This window comes from uncultured Aquimarina sp., from assembly GCF_947495315.1.
In the GTDB taxonomy this organism is placed as follows: domain Bacteria; phylum Bacteroidota; class Bacteroidia; order Flavobacteriales; family Flavobacteriaceae; genus Aquimarina.
The window spans coordinates 1-15,544 of sequence record NZ_CANLYD010000023.1 but is presented as its reverse complement, the minus strand read 5'-3'; the positions used below and the strand labels follow the sequence as shown (position 1 = coordinate 15,544).

15 protein-coding genes are annotated in these 15,544 nt (G+C 31.9%); all 15 read right to left on the bottom strand.

Annotated features, from left to right (window positions below; genetic code table 11):
* Nucleotides 1-3: 3 nt before the first annotated feature.
* Complete coding sequence (locus Q0910_RS26680; protein WP_299223417.1) at nucleotides 4-396, bottom strand: hypothetical protein; 393 nt, start codon at nucleotides 394-396, stop codon at nucleotides 4-6.
* 245 nt (nucleotides 397-641) lie between these two features.
* On the bottom strand, nucleotides 642-1,238 hold the full coding sequence (locus tag Q0910_RS26675) for a hypothetical protein (protein ID WP_299223415.1): 597 nt from the start codon (nucleotides 1,236-1,238) through the stop codon (nucleotides 642-644).
* Between the two features lie 88 nt (nucleotides 1,239-1,326).
* Nucleotides 1,327-1,644 carry a hypothetical protein gene (locus Q0910_RS26670; RefSeq protein ID WP_299223413.1) on the bottom strand — a complete coding sequence of 106 codons (318 nt, stop codon included), beginning with the start codon at nucleotides 1,642-1,644 and terminating at the stop codon, nucleotides 1,327-1,329.
* A 139-nt stretch (nucleotides 1,645-1,783) separates the two neighbouring features.
* Nucleotides 1,784-1,960 (bottom strand): DUF1203 domain-containing protein, encoded by a 177-nt coding sequence (locus Q0910_RS28700; protein ID WP_366142705.1) that lies wholly within the window; start codon nucleotides 1,958-1,960, stop codon nucleotides 1,784-1,786.
* Between the two features lie 37 nt (nucleotides 1,961-1,997).
* A complete protein-coding gene (locus Q0910_RS26665) occupies nucleotides 1,998-2,306 on the bottom strand; it encodes a DUF1203 domain-containing protein (protein ID WP_299223410.1) in 309 nt (102 codons plus the stop codon).
* A gap of 161 nt (nucleotides 2,307-2,467) precedes the next feature.
* Nucleotides 2,468-3,739: an adenylosuccinate synthase gene (locus tag Q0910_RS26660; protein ID WP_118456665.1), complete on the bottom strand. Its 1,272-nt coding sequence runs from the start codon at nucleotides 3,737-3,739 to the stop codon at nucleotides 2,468-2,470.
* Complete coding sequence (locus Q0910_RS26655; protein WP_118456664.1) at nucleotides 3,739-4,206, bottom strand: transcriptional repressor; 468 nt, start codon at nucleotides 4,204-4,206, stop codon at nucleotides 3,739-3,741. The genes Q0910_RS26660 and Q0910_RS26655 overlap by 1 nt, the downstream gene beginning before the upstream one ends.
* Before the next feature lie 84 nt (nucleotides 4,207-4,290).
* Entirely contained in the window at nucleotides 4,291-6,501 is a 2,211-nt protein-coding gene (locus tag Q0910_RS26650; protein WP_299223407.1) for a RelA/SpoT family protein, read from the bottom strand.
* A gap of 128 nt (nucleotides 6,502-6,629) precedes the next feature.
* Nucleotides 6,630-7,871 carry a M48 family metallopeptidase gene (locus tag Q0910_RS26645; RefSeq protein WP_299223405.1) on the bottom strand — a complete coding sequence of 414 codons (1,242 nt, stop codon included), beginning with the start codon at nucleotides 7,869-7,871 and terminating at the stop codon, nucleotides 6,630-6,632.
* Between the two features lie 59 nt (nucleotides 7,872-7,930).
* A complete protein-coding gene (locus Q0910_RS26640) occupies nucleotides 7,931-8,740 on the bottom strand; it encodes an RNA methyltransferase (RefSeq protein WP_299223403.1) in 810 nt (269 codons plus the stop codon).
* Nucleotides 8,741-8,779: 39 nt separating this feature from the next.
* On the bottom strand, nucleotides 8,780-11,563 hold the full coding sequence (locus tag Q0910_RS26635; protein WP_299223401.1) for an ATP-binding protein: 2,784 nt from the start codon (nucleotides 11,561-11,563) through the stop codon (nucleotides 8,780-8,782).
* A 353-nt stretch (nucleotides 11,564-11,916) separates the two neighbouring features.
* A complete protein-coding gene (gene rplT / locus Q0910_RS26630) occupies nucleotides 11,917-12,261 on the bottom strand; it encodes a 50S ribosomal protein L20 (RefSeq protein ID WP_027394179.1) in 345 nt (114 codons plus the stop codon).
* A gap of 142 nt (nucleotides 12,262-12,403) precedes the next feature.
* Nucleotides 12,404-12,601, bottom strand: coding sequence for a 50S ribosomal protein L35 (rpmI, locus tag Q0910_RS26625; protein ID WP_027394180.1), 198 nt, complete (start codon nucleotides 12,599-12,601; stop codon nucleotides 12,404-12,406).
* A gap of 72 nt (nucleotides 12,602-12,673) precedes the next feature.
* Complete coding sequence (infC, locus tag Q0910_RS26620) at nucleotides 12,674-13,189, bottom strand: translation initiation factor IF-3 (protein ID WP_255424797.1); 516 nt, start codon at nucleotides 13,187-13,189, stop codon at nucleotides 12,674-12,676.
* A 77-nt stretch (nucleotides 13,190-13,266) separates the two neighbouring features.
* A complete protein-coding gene (thrS, locus tag Q0910_RS26615) occupies nucleotides 13,267-15,213 on the bottom strand; it encodes a threonine--tRNA ligase (protein WP_299223399.1) in 1,947 nt (648 codons plus the stop codon).
* Nucleotides 15,214-15,544 lie beyond the last annotated feature (331 nt).

The window sequence follows — 15,544 nt, the reverse complement described above, 5'->3', positions numbered from 1 at the left end:
TGATTAAGAATAATAAATTTCTGGAGGGTGATCAATGTTTTTGGAAACATTTTCTTTGTATAAATGTATTGGTTTCCAATTTGGTAAATATTCTGTGTGGAAATTTGAAATGTTTTTAATTTGTAGGGTGTTGTCCTCAAAGAAGAGTGGGAGGAAAGCTTCTACTATTATAGTTAATGAATCTTTTTTATTAGTATCAGAAGTGGTTTTACTCATTTTCATTTGAGTCATCAGATAACACTTTCCATTACAGTTTAGTTTTGGTCTTTCTTTATTGACACAATATTTTTCTATAATAGTATCAATATTTAGCTGGTAGTAAAGTATATTACTAATCTCTATTGCTGGTCTGATAGCAAAAGCGGTGAATATTAATATAGAAAAAAAGACTCTCAATTAGGGGGTTTTCAAATTCACAGCAAATATACTATTCTTCTATAAGGTAGTAAGAAAAGCTAGTCTTAAAATTGTTTGAAAAGATGTATAGAATCAATGAAATTCAACGTTTGTTCAACTAAAACTATCTAAAAAAATATTATTTCATATCACTATTTATAGTAAAGCCATTTACGTAATTCTTTATATTCTTGAATTTGTGAAATATATCTCAATTAAATATTTATAAAACTAAAATGTAAGTATTAGGATCCAACTAAATTTTTAAAGACTTCTTTTAATTTTTCAATCATAGATTTCGCAAACAATCCAGCTAGTATTGACCAAAAAACCAAACTCGATTCCTCTAATCCTTCTGAATTAATTTTAAAGCCTCCTATAGCCTGAAAACCGTAATAAATTATGAATCCCGATAGAATGCCAAGTATCGGTCTTATTATAAAAAAAGAAGACATTCTTATACTGAATTTATCTTTTGGGGAATCATTAGGATATTTCAACCCGTTTTTAAATTCCCAACCATTGGCTTTTCGTTGTAGCGCAGAAATTAATGCGGAAATACTACTGCCCAGTATTCCAGATAAAACACAGATCCAAATAGCTTCTAGAAAAAAAATATAATTTAAAATAATAGCCAAAGACGTTAGTATTACGCATGATGCCAAAATTAGTATAACTAACCTGAAACGACTCTTTAGCATTACTTCTTCTATAGCTAAAAGTTGTTCTGTTTTTTCAATGTGTAGTTTTTGTACTTTTTTAGAAATATTTTCGATTTCCTGTTCTAAATCTAAAACCTGAGATTGAAGTTTTTTAATTTCGTTTGAATTTTCATTGTCCATAATAAGGTTATTTTATCCGGGGAACAATGTTGATAGTTTGATTTATATCGAAATACAAATCATTGAGGGATAGTTTAAAGATACAAAATTAAACAGGAATTGTTTCTTTTATTAGTTCATCTGCTTGTTCCCAATCCATATTAATAATTGGGAGTGAATATAAGATGGGCATTTCATTTCTATATTTTTTCCTTAGTTTTTTATCAATAGTGTTGAATAATAATGCTTTGGTTTTTCCCATAATTAGAATTTGATCCGTGCTACGAGAAGTACCATTTTCTAATCGCTTTCGTATGCTTACATTTTCTAATATCATAGAATTTAAGATTAGCTTTTCTTCATTCAGAAAATCTGCTATCTCAATTGCTTTATCTTCATTGTCGGTAATAATGTGAATTAATATCATACAATTGTAGTTTTTAGAATACCAAAGATAGAGATTGAAGTCGTGTTTATGTGCCACATTAACAAGCTGTTAAGTGGTTTTTAGTATAATTAGAAGAATGACTTTAGGAGAAAATAGATTTTCAATAACATATAGTGAGTTACGGGTGTTTAATTAAGCTTATTATTGTGTTGTATTGGGTAATTCGATCTATCTGACAATTATAGCAACCTGGATTTGAATTATGAATATGTAAGTATTTAATTTCTGAATTATTGAAGAGAAGTTGAATCGTATCATATAAGGTTGCTCCAGGTACTGTTTTGGCATCAATCATCATAGCACTCTCGTTATATCCTCTAACGGATAGTAGTCTATGGGGTTAACATCGTGGGGATTTTATTAACCTTTAGAGTATCAGTTTTTACATTCTTACTTACAAAAATGGGGCCGGATGCTTTATATGGAGATTTAGCAGCGTGGTGCCGATATGAGAATAATATGACCTCTTCTCCAATGTTAGCATCTTCCAAACTGACACGATACGGAAATTCTGGTTTTTGATCTACAAGTATTCTTAGAGCATGCTGTTTTGCCAATTCTGATTCAGATAATTCAAACAGTGGAGAGATTAGGTTTTGATTAATAGCTTTAATCCGAAAATTATGTAGCGTATGATTCATTTTGATATATATTTATTTAGAAACAAATTTCATCAAAAGCTAGTTCCATTGCAATCCGATTATTGCTTAATCAAATCTTTTATATGAAGTACTACAAAATAAAATTCCTCAAGTATATATTAATACTTGAGGAATTTTATTTTGTGATAATCTACTATAGATTACCTATGTATTGTCTGAGTCCTATCTGGTCCAACAGAAACAATAGTGATTGGAGTTTCTAGTTCTTTTTCCAAAAACTCAATGTAGTCATTTAATTCCTTAGGAAATTGTGACTTATCATTCATTTTTGTAAGATCCTCTGACCAACCTTTCATCTCTGTATACACAGGAGTTACATTTTCTGGTTCAATATTGTAGGGTAGGTGAGTGATAGTTTTTCCTTGATAATTATAAGCAGTACATACTTTTAGGGTTTTAAAACCGCTTAATACGTCACCCTTCATCATCATTAATTGTGTCACACCATTTACATGTACAGCGTATTTTAATGCTACTAGGTCTAACCATCCACATCTACGAGCTCTTCCTGTGGTAGCACCAAATTCATTACCTATACGTCCCATAGTTTCTCCATCTTCGTCAAATAACTCTGTCGGAAAAGGTCCGCTACCTACTCGAGTAGTATATGCTTTGAAAATTCCAAATACTTCTTTGATTTTATTAGGAGCTACACCTAATCCAGTACAGGCTCCAGCAGCAGTTGTGTTAGAAGATGTTACAAAAGGATATGTCCCAAAATCAATATCTAATAAAGATCCTTGTGCGCCTTCTGCTAATATTTTTTTTCCTTCCTTTTGCGCTTGATAAAGATATTCTTCACTATCAATAAAAGTCAAAGATTTTAATGTTTTAACCGCTTCAAAGAATTCATTCTCTAATTCTTCAAGATCGTATTCTATTTTTGCATCGTAGAAATCGATCATAGCTTCATGTTTGTTTGCCAGATTGCGGTAACGTTCTTTCCAGTCAGTTAACTCCAGATCTCCTACACGAATACCATTTCTACCGGTTTTATCCATGTAAGTAGGACCAATACCTTTTAGTGTTGAACCAATTTTTGCCTTTCCTTTAGAAGCTTCTGATGCGGCATCAAGAATTCTGTGCGTAGGTAGTATTAAGTGTGCTTTTCTAGATATTACTAACTTTGATTTATAATCTAAGTTAAATTTAGCCAGATTATCTAATTCTTTTTTGAAAATTACAGGGTCGATAACAACACCGTTTCCTACTAAGTTAATTGCTTTATCGTGAAAAATTCCACTCGGAATTGTATGTAATACATGTTTAATACCATCAAACTCCAATGTATGTCCTGCGTTAGGACCGCCCTGAAATCTAGCTATAATATCATAATTTTTTGTAAGAACGTCTACAATTTTTCCTTTACCTTCGTCTCCCCATTGAAGACCAAGTAATAAGTTTACCGCCATTAGTTTTCTTGATTAGTTGGGTTCTTTTTAGTTCCGTAGAAATACAATGAATGATTTGTAATATCTACATCAAAAATTTCCTCGATTGTTTTTTTTATGGATTGTATTCTTGGATCACAAAACTCCAGAACTTCACCACTATCCGTTAGAATAAGGTGATCATGTTGTCTGTCGAAATATGATTTTTCGTATTGTGCCTGGCTTTGACCAAACTGATGTTTACGTACTAACTTGCAATCTAGTAAGAGTTCTATCGTATTGTATAGTGTAGCTCTGCTAACACGATAGTTTTTGTTTTTCATTTTAATATATAGCGACTCAATATCAAAATGTTCTTCACTTTCATATATTTCCTGAAGTATAGCGTAACGTTCAGGTGTTTTTCTATGACCATTTTCCTCTAGAAAACTAGTAAACACATTTTTAACGATGTTTTGATCGTTTTGCGTAGTTGTTTTGGTACTCATAATGATTTAAAAAACAAATTTACATTATTTTTTATAAGTGAGACACCAATTTATGAATACTTATTCAGAAAAAAATAGAATGACTTATTCTCGTATAACCTTATCAATCCCATTTATTTTGGTTAGATTTTGAATTACTGTTTTTAATGTGTTTTTATTTTTAACACCAACTGTAATTTTACCAGTGAAAACTCCATCATTTGTATCAAAATTCATATTGTAGATTGCTAAATGCATGTTATTTGATATGACCTGAGTAACTTCATTGACAACACCTATATTATCTATTCCATTAAGCCTAATAACTGCTTTAAATACTTCTTGGCTAGAGTCGATCCATTTTGCCTGTATGATACGATAAGCATAATTACTCTGCAATTGTAGTGCATTAGGGCAGTCTTTTTTATGAATCTTAATTCCTTCGTTAACCGTAATAAATCCAAAAACATCATCACCTGCAATAGGGTTACAACAATTGGATAATTTATATTCTAGCTTTTCAGAATCTTTACCAAAAACTAATAAATCATACTTAGAAGTAATTTCATCTTTGTTAACAATGTCTTTAGGATTACCTCTTCGAATTTTATTCTTGATAAAATTCATAAATACATTACTACGAGTAGTAGCAAACTCTTTGATTTTTTGATTATCAATGGTTCCTATACCTACTCTATAAAAGAGATCCTGGCTAGTTTTAAGCTTGAAGTAGAGTACAAGTTCGTTTACTACCTTTTCGCTCATTGTTATTTTTTGAGAGCGTAGTTTACGTTTTAGTATTACTTTTCCTTCTTCGGCAATTTGTTTCTTTTCATCACGTAATGCAGATTTTATTTTAGACCTGGCTCTTGCAGTAGTGGCATAGTCTAGCCAGTTAGAGGAAGGTTTTGATTTTGAAGAAGTAATGATTTCTACTTGGTCTCCATTATGAAGCTCGTGACTTAACGGAACCAGTTTGTTGTTAACTCGAGCACCTCTAGTTCTTAAGCCTACTTCTGTATGTACACTAAACCCAAAATCTAAAGCTGTAGCGCCTTTGGGTAAAGATTTTAGATCACCTTCAGGCGTAAATACAAAGATTTCTTTTGCATATAAATTCAGCTTAAATTCCTCTACAAAATCTACTGCGTTAGCTTCAGAGTTTTCTAAAGCCTCTTGTAATCTATTAAGCCATCCATCTAGACCTTGATCATGCTTTTCTTCTGTGTTTTTGTATTTATAATGCGCAGCGTATCCTTTTTCTGCAATCTCATGCATACGCTCACTACGAATCTGAACTTCAACCCATTGACTGTCAGGTCCTATTACAGTGATATGCAATGCCTCATATCCAGTAGACTTAGGTTGAGAAATCCAGTCTCTTAACCTTATAGGATTGGGACGATAGTAATCTGTAACAATAGTATATATTTTCCAGGCGATGAACTTTTCATTTTCTATATCATCAGCTTTGTAGATAATTCTTATTGCGAATTTATCATAGACTTCGTCGAATGTTATGTTTTGTTTCAGAATTTTACGTCTGATCGAAAAAATAGATTTAGGTCGTCCTTTTATTTCATAATCTAGCCCTTCTTTATCAAGTCCTTCTTTTATTTTATCAGAAAACCTTTTTATATAAGCATCTTGTTCTTCTTTGCTTTCTTTTATTTTTTCTAAAATATCTTTATAAACCTCAGGCTCTGTATATTTTAATCCTAAATCCTCTAATTCAGTTTTAATATTATAAAGTCCTATTCTGTGTGCTAAAGGCGCATAAATATATAAGGTCTCCGAAGCGATTTTGACCTGTTTATCAGGACGCATAGAATCCATTGTTTGCATATTGTGCAAACGATCTGCGATTTTAATAATGATAACCCTTACATCGTCATTAAGGGTGAGCAACATTTTTCTGAAGTTTTCTGCTTGTAGCGAAATATCTTTATCCTTTTTTAAAGAAGATATTTTTGTTAATCCGTCTACAATACGCGCAACGGTTTCTCCAAACATTTGTTCAATATCTACTAAAGTATATTCAGTATCTTCCACTACATCGTGTAACAACGCTGCAGCAATGGAGGTTGCGTCTAAACCAATTTCACTAGCTACTATCTTGGCAACAGCGATAGGGTGGAAGATATAGGCTTCACCACTTTTACGTCGCTGATCTTTATGTGCATCTACTGCAATATCAAAGGCCTGTCGTATTAGTTTTTTATCGTCTTTACTAAGATGGCGATAACTAATACGAAGCAACTCTTTATATTGCTTTGCAATTTGTTTGTTTTCCTGTTCTATAGCGGCTTCAGTCATACTATAAAGTTTTCTTAGAAAGCCTTTTTTTTAATGTGATATTGTGTGCTATCAATGAATAAAAACTTAGTTTTAATCTTGAGTAATAGTTAAAAATACAACTAAGAATTGTAACCACCAAGTCTATCTTAATTCATTTGTTTTCGTATATTTTTTATCCTTTGTAAAAGTGGTGGATGTGAGTAATGTATGAATACCATTGCTGGATGAGGCGTCAAATTACTAAGGTTGTTTTTGGATAATTTTTTTAAGCTATTAATAAGTGCTTCACCGTCATAGGAGTTCTTAGCATAATCATCTGCTTGGAATTCAAAAGCCCTGGAAACAACATTCATTATGAGTCCTGTGATTTCGGATATTGGACTATATAGGATTCCAAAAGCAACCAATCCAATATGAAAAGATGGTACAGCTACACCTAATGCTTCAGAAAGTAAGGGATTCGCTATGAAAAGAGATAGAAACCATAAAGTAACGCCAGTAAGTAAAATAGATAAAAGAAGGTTGATAATAACATGCCTCTTTTTATAATGTCCTACTTCATGGGCTAAAACGGCCACAATCTCTTCTTTATTAAGGTCTTTAATCAATGTATCATATAACGTGATTCTTTTTTCACTTCCTAAGCCAGAGAAATAAGCATTTGCTTTTGTACTTCTTTTAGATCCATCTATTACAAAAATATCTTTTAACTGAAATCCAACGTTATTAGAATATTCTTGAATTGTATCTCTGAGTTCTCCAGGTTCTAATGGTGTCTGTTTATTGAATAATGGTACTATAAGTTTTGCATAAAACATATTCATTGCCAATGTGAAAATAGAAATTAGGGCCCAGGCATATATCCAGAAATGTTTTCCGGTAATTTCATAAAACCACATAATCAATGCCAGTAAGCTACCACCAACAATAATCATCATGATGATACCTTTTATTTTGTCAATAAAAAAAGTCTTAGTAGTAGTTTTATTAAATCCAAACTCTTCCTCGATAACAAAGGTTTTATAATAAGCTGCAGGAGTGGATAGGATATCACTACTAATCATTATAATGCCGAAAAAAATAAGCCCTACTATAATCGAATTATCTGAAAAACTTCTGGCCATTCCGTCAACCCATGCAAAGCCATCAAGAAAAAAGAATAGTAGCATAATAATTAAAGAGACGGATGAAGAAACCATCTTAAATTTATAGTTAGCTCTTTTATAAGCTACGGACTTTTGATATTCGTCTTCAGGATATACATCAGAAAGTTCTTCAGGAATACTATTGTTATAATGTCTAGCATTAAGAATATCAAGTAAAGAATCTATAAGAAATACTATTATGATAATAGCAATCAATAGGTAAAACAGCAGGTTTGATGTCATTTGTATAGGTTTGTAGCTTTGGGATTTGTAGGTTTAGAAAGTTAATGATTTTTTAGGTATCAGACAACAAAATCACGTTGTCGTTTTGCTTCAAAAATTAATATTCCTGCAGCTACTGAAACATTCATCGAATCTATAACACCACTCATGGGGATTTTTATGTTTTGTGTAGTGTTTTTTAACCACTCATCGGTCAAGCCCTTATCTTCTGTACCAACGACAATTGCAGTAGGTTTAGTATAATCTTGGGTGTAATAATTTTCAGAAGATTGTAATGCAGCTCCGTAAATATTTATTTTTTTATTAGTTAAGAAATTTATAATTTCTAAAGTGCTACCTGTAGCAACTTTATTTGTAAACACACACCCAACACTAGATCTAATAATATTAGGGTTATAGATATCGGTTCTTGGGTTGGCGATTAAAACAGCATCTACTTTTGCAGCATCAGCGGTACGAAGCAACGCACCAATATTCCCTGGTTTTTCCGGGGATTCTGCAACTAAAATTAATGGGTTATCTGTATTTAGATCTAAATTACTAAGGAGTGTTTCTTTTGATTTTGCAATTGCCAAAATACCTTCAGTTGTGGATCTATGAGAAAGTTTTTGATATATTTCAAGGGTAATTTCAAAAAAAACGATTTCATAATTACTTGTTTTTGTAATTAATAAAACTTCTTCTTTAGAAATAATAGAGTCGCAGTAATATATATGTTCTAGTTGATATCCTCCTGAAATAGCAAGGGATATTTCTCGTCTACCTTCGATAAAAAAACGATTTTCCTTTTTACGAACTCTTGACTTATCCTTAAGCTGGTTTAAGAATTTTATTTTAGGATTCTGGTTACTCGTAATTTGTTTATGCATAAAGGCAAATATAGCAAGAGAAGGAGGAAATTATTCACTTTATACCTGTAAAGAAGTCAAATCAATAAGCTGATTTTTAATTTCCAAAATAATTACGGGATATGAAGTGTCTAGTATATCCATTAATTGTGAAATATAATCAGAATTTCGTTCTGTTTTTCCGGATTCTTCCATTTGTTGAAGAATAAGTGCTTGTTCTGATAGGCCAAGAGTTTTGAAGCTGGATTTTAGTTTGTGAGCAAGCTCTGAAATCAATAGTAGATCTTTATCTTTCACTGCTGATTGTAACTTTTTATAATCTTTTGGTGTTTCTTCTATAAATATCTGAAGTACAGATTTAATGATTTCGTTATCTCCAGAAAATGTTTGGTAGAGCGTAGAAAAATCACATAATTTTTGGTAATCATTAATGGTATCATTTCTCAGTATATCCATAGTATTTTCATAAACTAATGGATTCCTTGTTAAGTTAGGTTTTAGGTTATATAATAATTCCTCTAGTGCTTTTTCGGAGATAGGTTTTGTAAGATAAAAATCCATTCCGGACTCTATCGCGGTTTTTTTGGATTCGGGAAATACATCAGCAGAACACGCAATGATTGGTATATTTTTTATTTTCGGGTCATTAGAGTTTCTAATATGAGAAGTCGTCTCCGGTCCATCCATAACTGGCATGTGCATATCCATTAAAATTAAATCGTACGGACCTTTATCTAGTTTCTCTAATGCTACTTTTCCATTTTCAGCAATATCTGCTCGGACGTTCCAATTAGAGAATAATTGCTTGATAAAGAATTGATTCATTCTGTTGTCTTCTACAATCAGAACACGCATTCCTGATAGGGAAGGAGTGTTTTTTATTTTTGATATTGAATCCGAAATATATTTTGAAGATGTTAGTTTACTTCTTTTATATTCGATCGAAAACTTAAAATCAGAACCTTGATAAGGAGTACTTTCTGCCATTAGAGTGCCTCCTTGTAATTCGATAAGTTGCTTAGATATCGAAAGTCCTAAACCAGTTCCTTCAATTTTATGTTTACCTGGTTCGTGAACCTGGTAGAAGCTATTGAAAATATTATTAAGCTTATCTTCTGGTATTCCTATACCCGTATCTTTTACTGAGAAGTCTATCGCGATGCTATCAGATTTTTTTTCTTCTACTCTTACACTTATAATAACCTCACCTTTTTGAGTGAATTTGATAGCATTGCCTAAGAGGTTTGTTAAAATCTGATTCAATCTAAACTGATCACCTATAATAAATTTTGGTAAAGAAGGATCTATAATTGTTTTGTAGTTAAGTCCTTTTTCATCGGCTTTGATTCTAAAACCTCTGGAAATATTATTGATAAGTTCGTGTATATTAAAATCCGTTTCTTGCCAAGTAAGTTTACCTGCTTCGATTTTGGAGAAATCTAAAATATCATTTACTAGTACTAGAAGATTTTCTGCCGAAAACTGAATGCCATCCAGATTCGCTCTATCTACTTCCGGATTAGAAAACTCACTTTTTTGTAGAATACCTGTAAGACCTAATATCACGTTCAATGGAGTTCTAATTTCGTGACTCATGTTGGATAGGAAAATCGATTTAGCTTTTGCTGATTTTTCTGCAAATACTTTTGCTTCCCTTATGTCATTATCAATGATCTTCTTATTTGTTATATCTCTAAAAAAAGCATTAAATAGATAGTCATCCTTAGTTTTAATAGCAATTATGGTGAGTTCTACGTAGACTATAGTTCCATCTCTTAAGGGGACAGAAGTCTCTACTCTTTTATTAATTAATTGCCCTTCTCCAGTCGCAATATAATTATTGAAACTGCTACGTAGTTCTTCTCTTAGCTTATATGGAACAAGAGAGTAAATACTTTGACCTATAGTTTCTTTTTTATTTACTCTTAGGATAATTTCGGCTTGTTTATTCCAATCTAGTACTATACCATCTTTATCTACCAAAATAATTCCGTCTAAAGCGGTGTCTAAAATTATGGATTTTAGATGCTCACTATCTTTTAAATCATCTTCTATTTTTTTTCGGTCAATAATCTCTTTTGTAAGCCTTTCATTAACATCTTCTAAACTATTCAATTGCTTTTGAAGCATTTTTAGCATCTGCTGCTTACTCGGAAAGTTGATGAGATCTTTAGCAAAGATATCCTCCGGAATTACATTTAAGGTTGCGGTAAAAGAGTCGAGTAGATGATAGGATTGGAAATGTTGTTTATATACATTGAGGTATATATTGGCAATAGTGTTTTCGCCTAAACTCTCTTTTATTTTAAAAAATATTTCAGAAGAAAATTCTAATAATTTTTTTCTTCCTTCAGTAATTTCGATAGTATTGGAGTTGTCATAAGTATCTAAATCCGTTTTTATTTTTTCTAACTCAGGATCATTAAAAACACCAATTAGCTCTAAAGATTTTTCTAATACAAGAATGAGAAATATTTTACAGATAGATAGCTCTTGTCTTTTAAGTTCCTGTAAAATAGGTTTAAAATTTGGATAGCTAAATAGGAAGCTATGATCAATACGTATTTTATCTCGCAGTTTTTGCTTGGTATATTTACGAGCTGTATTTTTTTCAATTAGATGATCTTCTAAAAGTAGATATACTTCTGGAAGCGATTGGATTTTGTTATTTAAAGAAAGCTTGTTAAAAATTTCTATTTTAACTTTTATATCCGAAGCACTAGCAGGTTTGTCAATCTCTTTCCATAGAAAATTAATAAGGTATAGAAGATCTTTTTCCTCTTTATTTAAAGGAGTTTTAGACTTTCTCTTTTTTGGTAGAGTTTTAAACCAATTTGGGATCATGGGGCTTTATTTTTTATTGATCACATCTATTTCGTAAATATCAAAAATTAGAGTCACGAGTCATAGATTAACCTTTGTGTTTTTCCCCAAAAAAACACTTATAAAAACGGAGTTAAAATATACCTAACAGAATATAGTTTATAAAAAGTGAACAATAGAATATTGACTATTCTGTTTGTTTCTAACTCAGTTTGGTCAAAAGTAGTAAAAAAATGTCAGTTAATTCCATTGTCAATCGACAAAAAGCAGTTTTTTATCGTTAAAATACATAATACATCGTTTAACTGCAATAAAAAACCTCGCTTTTGAAGGCGAGGTTTTTACTATAAGTGAGAAAATATATTATTAAAAAATTACTTCACTTTTTCTACAATAGCTTTAAAAGCTTCTGGGTTGTTCATAGCTAAATCTGCAAGAACCTTACGGTTTAATTCGATATTATTAGCTTTTACTTTTCCCATAAATTGAGAATAAGACATACCGTGAATACGGGCACCTGCATTAATACGAGTGATCCATAAAGCACGGAAAGTTCTTTTTTTGTTTCTGCGGTCTCTATAAGCATATGACATTGCTTTATCGACTGCGTTTTTTGCTACTGTCCAAACGTTTTTACGACGTCCAAAGTAACCTTTTGCTTGCTTAAGAACTCTTTTTCTTCTGGCTCTTTTCGCAACGGAATTTACTGATCTTGGCATAATTTTAAATTTTTTAGTAGTAGGCGGTGCGCCGTGGCGTACTCTTTGTCTTTTATAATTTTAAGACTTGCTTTGTGTAAATCTTAAAATCTAAAGGCCCAACTCCTGGGTTTATAATAATTTTAACCTGATTAAAAAGCGATTACTTTAAGCGTAATTGTTCTTTAATACTATTTTCATCGCTTTTATGCACTAACGTAGAGTGCGTTAAAGCCAGCTTACGCTTTTTAGATTTTTTTGTCAAAATATGACTCTTAAAAGCGTGCTTTCTTTTGATTTTACCAGTACCGGTAAGCTTGAAACGCTTCTTAGCACTGGATTTTGTTTTCATTTTAGGCATTGTATCCTTGTTTTTATAATAATCTCACTTATTATCTTCAAAACCTCTTAATATTAAGAGGTTTTTATCTTATTACTTTGTTTTCTTAGGAGCAATAAACATTATCATTCGCTTACCTTCTAATTTAGGCATTTGTTCTACCTTACCATATTCTTCTAATTCTTGAGCAAGTCTTAATAATAATATTTGCCCTTGATCTTTATATATGATAGAACGTCCTTTAAAGAAAACGTAAGCTTTTAGTTTAGCTCCTTCACTTAAAAACTTAACTGCGTGTTTTTTCTTAAACTCGTAATCGTGTTCGTCAGTATTTGGACCAAATCTAATCTCCTTAATGGTAACTTTGGTAGCTTTGGTTTTAAGAGCTTTGTCTCTTTTTTTCTGTTCGTATAAGAACTTTTTATAGTCCATTATTTTACAAACAGGAGGTACCGCTTTTGGAGAAATTTCCACGAGATCCAACTCTTGCTCTTCTGCAAGTGCTAGTGCTTTCTTAGTTGGGTATACACCAACTTCTATATTATCGCCTACAAGACGTACTTCCTCAACCCTAATTTTATGATTGATTCTGTGAGCATCTTCTTTGATTACTCTTAGTGGTTTTTGAGACCTTCTTCTTCTTATTGCTATGACTTTAAATTTTTAAATTAAACTTAATTATTTTACTATCCGTTAAATGGTTTTAACGTTCTATTTATTTCTTCTGTAACTATTTCAGTGAACTTATCAATACTAATCACTCCAATATCCTCTCCTCCGTGTTTTCTTACAGAGATTGTATTGTCATTTTCTTCTTGTTCCCCTACAATAACAATGTAAGGAATTTTTTTCATTTCTGCCTCTCTAATTTTCTTACCCATTGTTTCATTTCTATGATCGGCAAGGGCGCGAATTTCGTTATTTTCTAACAAATTTAAAACTTTTTCAGCGTATTTTTCATATTTCTCACTGATTGATAGTACAATAACTTGTTCAGGCATTAACCAAAGCGGGAAGTTACCGGCAGTATGTTCTAATAAAATAGCAATAAATCTTTCCAAGCTACCAAAGGGAGCTCTGTGAATCATTATTGGTCTATGCATTTCATTGTCACTACCTTTGTATTGTAAATCAAAACGTTCAGGTAAATTATAATCTACTTGTATTGTTCCTAGTTGCCAGCTTCTGCCTAAAGCATCTTTGACCATGAAGTCTAATTTTGGGCCATAAAAAGCAGCTTCACCGGTTTCGATTACATAATTTAAACCTTTATCTTTTGCTGCGCTTATGATTGCATTCTCAGCTTTTTCCCAGTTTTCAACATCTCCAATATATTTTTCAGGATTATCAAGATCTCTTACGGATACTTGAGCTGTGAAATTTTCAAAACCTAAAGATCCGAAAACATATAAAACAAGGTCTATTACTTTTTTAAACTCTTCATCTAATTGATCAGGAGTACAGAATATATGTGCATCATCTTGGGTGAATCCACGCACTCTTGTAAGTCCGTGAAGTTCTCCACTTTGTTCATATCTGTAAACAGTACCAAATTCAGCATAACGTTTAGGTAAATCCCTATAGGACCATGGACCACTGTTGTATATCTCACAGTGATGAGGGCAGTTCATTGGTTTTAGTAAAAATTCTTCCCCTTCTGCAGGAGTGTTTATTGGTTGAAAGCTGTCTTCACCATATTTCGCATAATGACCAGATGTAACATATAGTTCTTTTTGTCCAATATGGGGTGTTACTACCATTTCATACCCTGCTTTTTTCTGAGCTTTCTTTAAGAACTGTTCTAATCGTTCACGTAGCGCAGCACCTTTTGGTAGCCATAAAGGCAATCCCTGACCGACTTTTTGAGAAAAAGTAAAGAATTCTAGTTCTTTACCTAATTTTCTATGGTCTCGTTTTTTTGCTTCTTCTAGAAGTTCCAGATATTCTTTCAATTCCTTTTGTTTAGGAAAAGAAGTGCCATAAACCCTAGTTAATTGTTTGTTGTTCTCATCTCCTCTCCAGTAGGCGCCAGCGACACTCATAATTTTAACAGCCTTAATCAATCCTGTATTAGGAATGTGTCCTCCTCGGCATAGGTCTGTAAACGTGTCGTGATCACAAAAAGTAATGGTTCCGTCTTCAAGATTTTCTATTAATTCAATCTTATATTCGTTACCTTCTTCTTTATATTTAGCTAAAGCATCAGCTTTGGAAACTGATTTCATTTTGAATTCGTGCTTCCCTCTAGCAATTTCCAACATTTTGTCTTCAATAACCTTGAAATCTTTTTCAGATATACTTTGATCACCAAGATCTACATCATAATAAAATCCATTGTCAATAGCAGGACCAATTGATAGCTTTACTCCAGGATATAATTCTTCTAAAGCTTGTGCTAGAACATGAGAAGTAGAATGTCTAAAAGCTTTTTTTCCATCATCATCCCTCCAAGTGAACAAAACTAAGTTTCCGTCTGTTGTTAATTCCGTTGATGTTTCTATGATGGTATCATTGAACTTTGCCGAAATAACATTTCGTGCAAAGCCTTCGCTTATATCTTTTGCAACATCCATAGCAGTAATGCTGCTATTATATTCTCTAACCGAACCGTCAGGTAACGTAATTTTGATCATTATTTTTCTAATTAAAGAGGCAAAGATAATACGATAATAAAATCCTCACAATAAATACAGTGTACATTTATTAAAATATAGAAGGTTATCAGCTATCATTGGTGTTTGTTGAGGATTCTATGACTGAAAGTTTTCTACGGTACTATATATTAAGGACTGATATCGTCGTCACTTTAGAAGTTGTTTTGGTTTAATTTCGAATTAATTTATTTTTTTTCTAGTTGTAAGTTTAATGTTTAGAGGGTGTTATAAAGGGTTTATAATTTTCTTTAAAAATACTTATTATTTTTTGTTGTTGTAATGAAAAAGGGTTGTATGTTTGCACCCGCAA

What these genes read in the sequence shown, in the direction of transcription:
- Q0910_RS26675 (WP_299223415.1), bottom strand. Translation starts at nt 1,238, where the DNA reads ATGGACAATGAAAATTCAAACGAAATTAAAAAACTTCAATCTCAGGTT.
- Q0910_RS26670 (WP_299223413.1), bottom strand. Translation starts at nt 1,644, where the DNA reads ATGATATTAATTCACATTATTACCGACAATGAAGATAAAGCAATTGAG.
- Q0910_RS28700 (WP_366142705.1), bottom strand. Translation starts at nt 1,960, where the DNA reads ATGATTGATGCCAAAACAGTACCTGGAGCAACCTTATATGATACGATT.
- Q0910_RS26665 (WP_299223410.1), bottom strand. Translation starts at nt 2,306, where the DNA reads ATGAATCATACGCTACATAATTTTCGGATTAAAGCTATTAATCAAAAC.
- Q0910_RS26660 (WP_118456665.1), bottom strand. Translation starts at nt 3,739, where the DNA reads ATGGCGGTAAACTTATTACTTGGTCTTCAATGGGGAGACGAAGGTAAA.
- Q0910_RS26655 (WP_118456664.1), bottom strand. Translation starts at nt 4,206, where the DNA reads ATGAGTACCAAAACAACTACGCAAAACGATCAAAACATCGTTAAAAAT.
- Q0910_RS26650 (WP_299223407.1), bottom strand. Translation starts at nt 6,501, where the DNA reads ATGACTGAAGCCGCTATAGAACAGGAAAACAAACAAATTGCAAAGCAA.
- Q0910_RS26645 (WP_299223405.1), bottom strand. Translation starts at nt 7,871, where the DNA reads ATGACATCAAACCTGCTGTTTTACCTATTGATTGCTATTATCATAATA.
- Q0910_RS26640 (WP_299223403.1), bottom strand. Translation starts at nt 8,740, where the DNA reads ATGCATAAACAAATTACGAGTAACCAGAATCCTAAAATAAAATTCTTA.
- Q0910_RS26635 (WP_299223401.1), bottom strand. Translation starts at nt 11,563, where the DNA reads ATGATCCCAAATTGGTTTAAAACTCTACCAAAAAAGAGAAAGTCTAAA.
- rplT (WP_027394179.1), bottom strand. Translation starts at nt 12,261, where the DNA reads ATGCCAAGATCAGTAAATTCCGTTGCGAAAAGAGCCAGAAGAAAAAGA.
- rpmI (WP_027394180.1), bottom strand. Translation starts at nt 12,601, where the DNA reads ATGCCTAAAATGAAAACAAAATCCAGTGCTAAGAAGCGTTTCAAGCTT.
- thrS (WP_299223399.1), bottom strand. Translation starts at nt 15,213, where the DNA reads ATGATCAAAATTACGTTACCTGACGGTTCGGTTAGAGAATATAATAGC.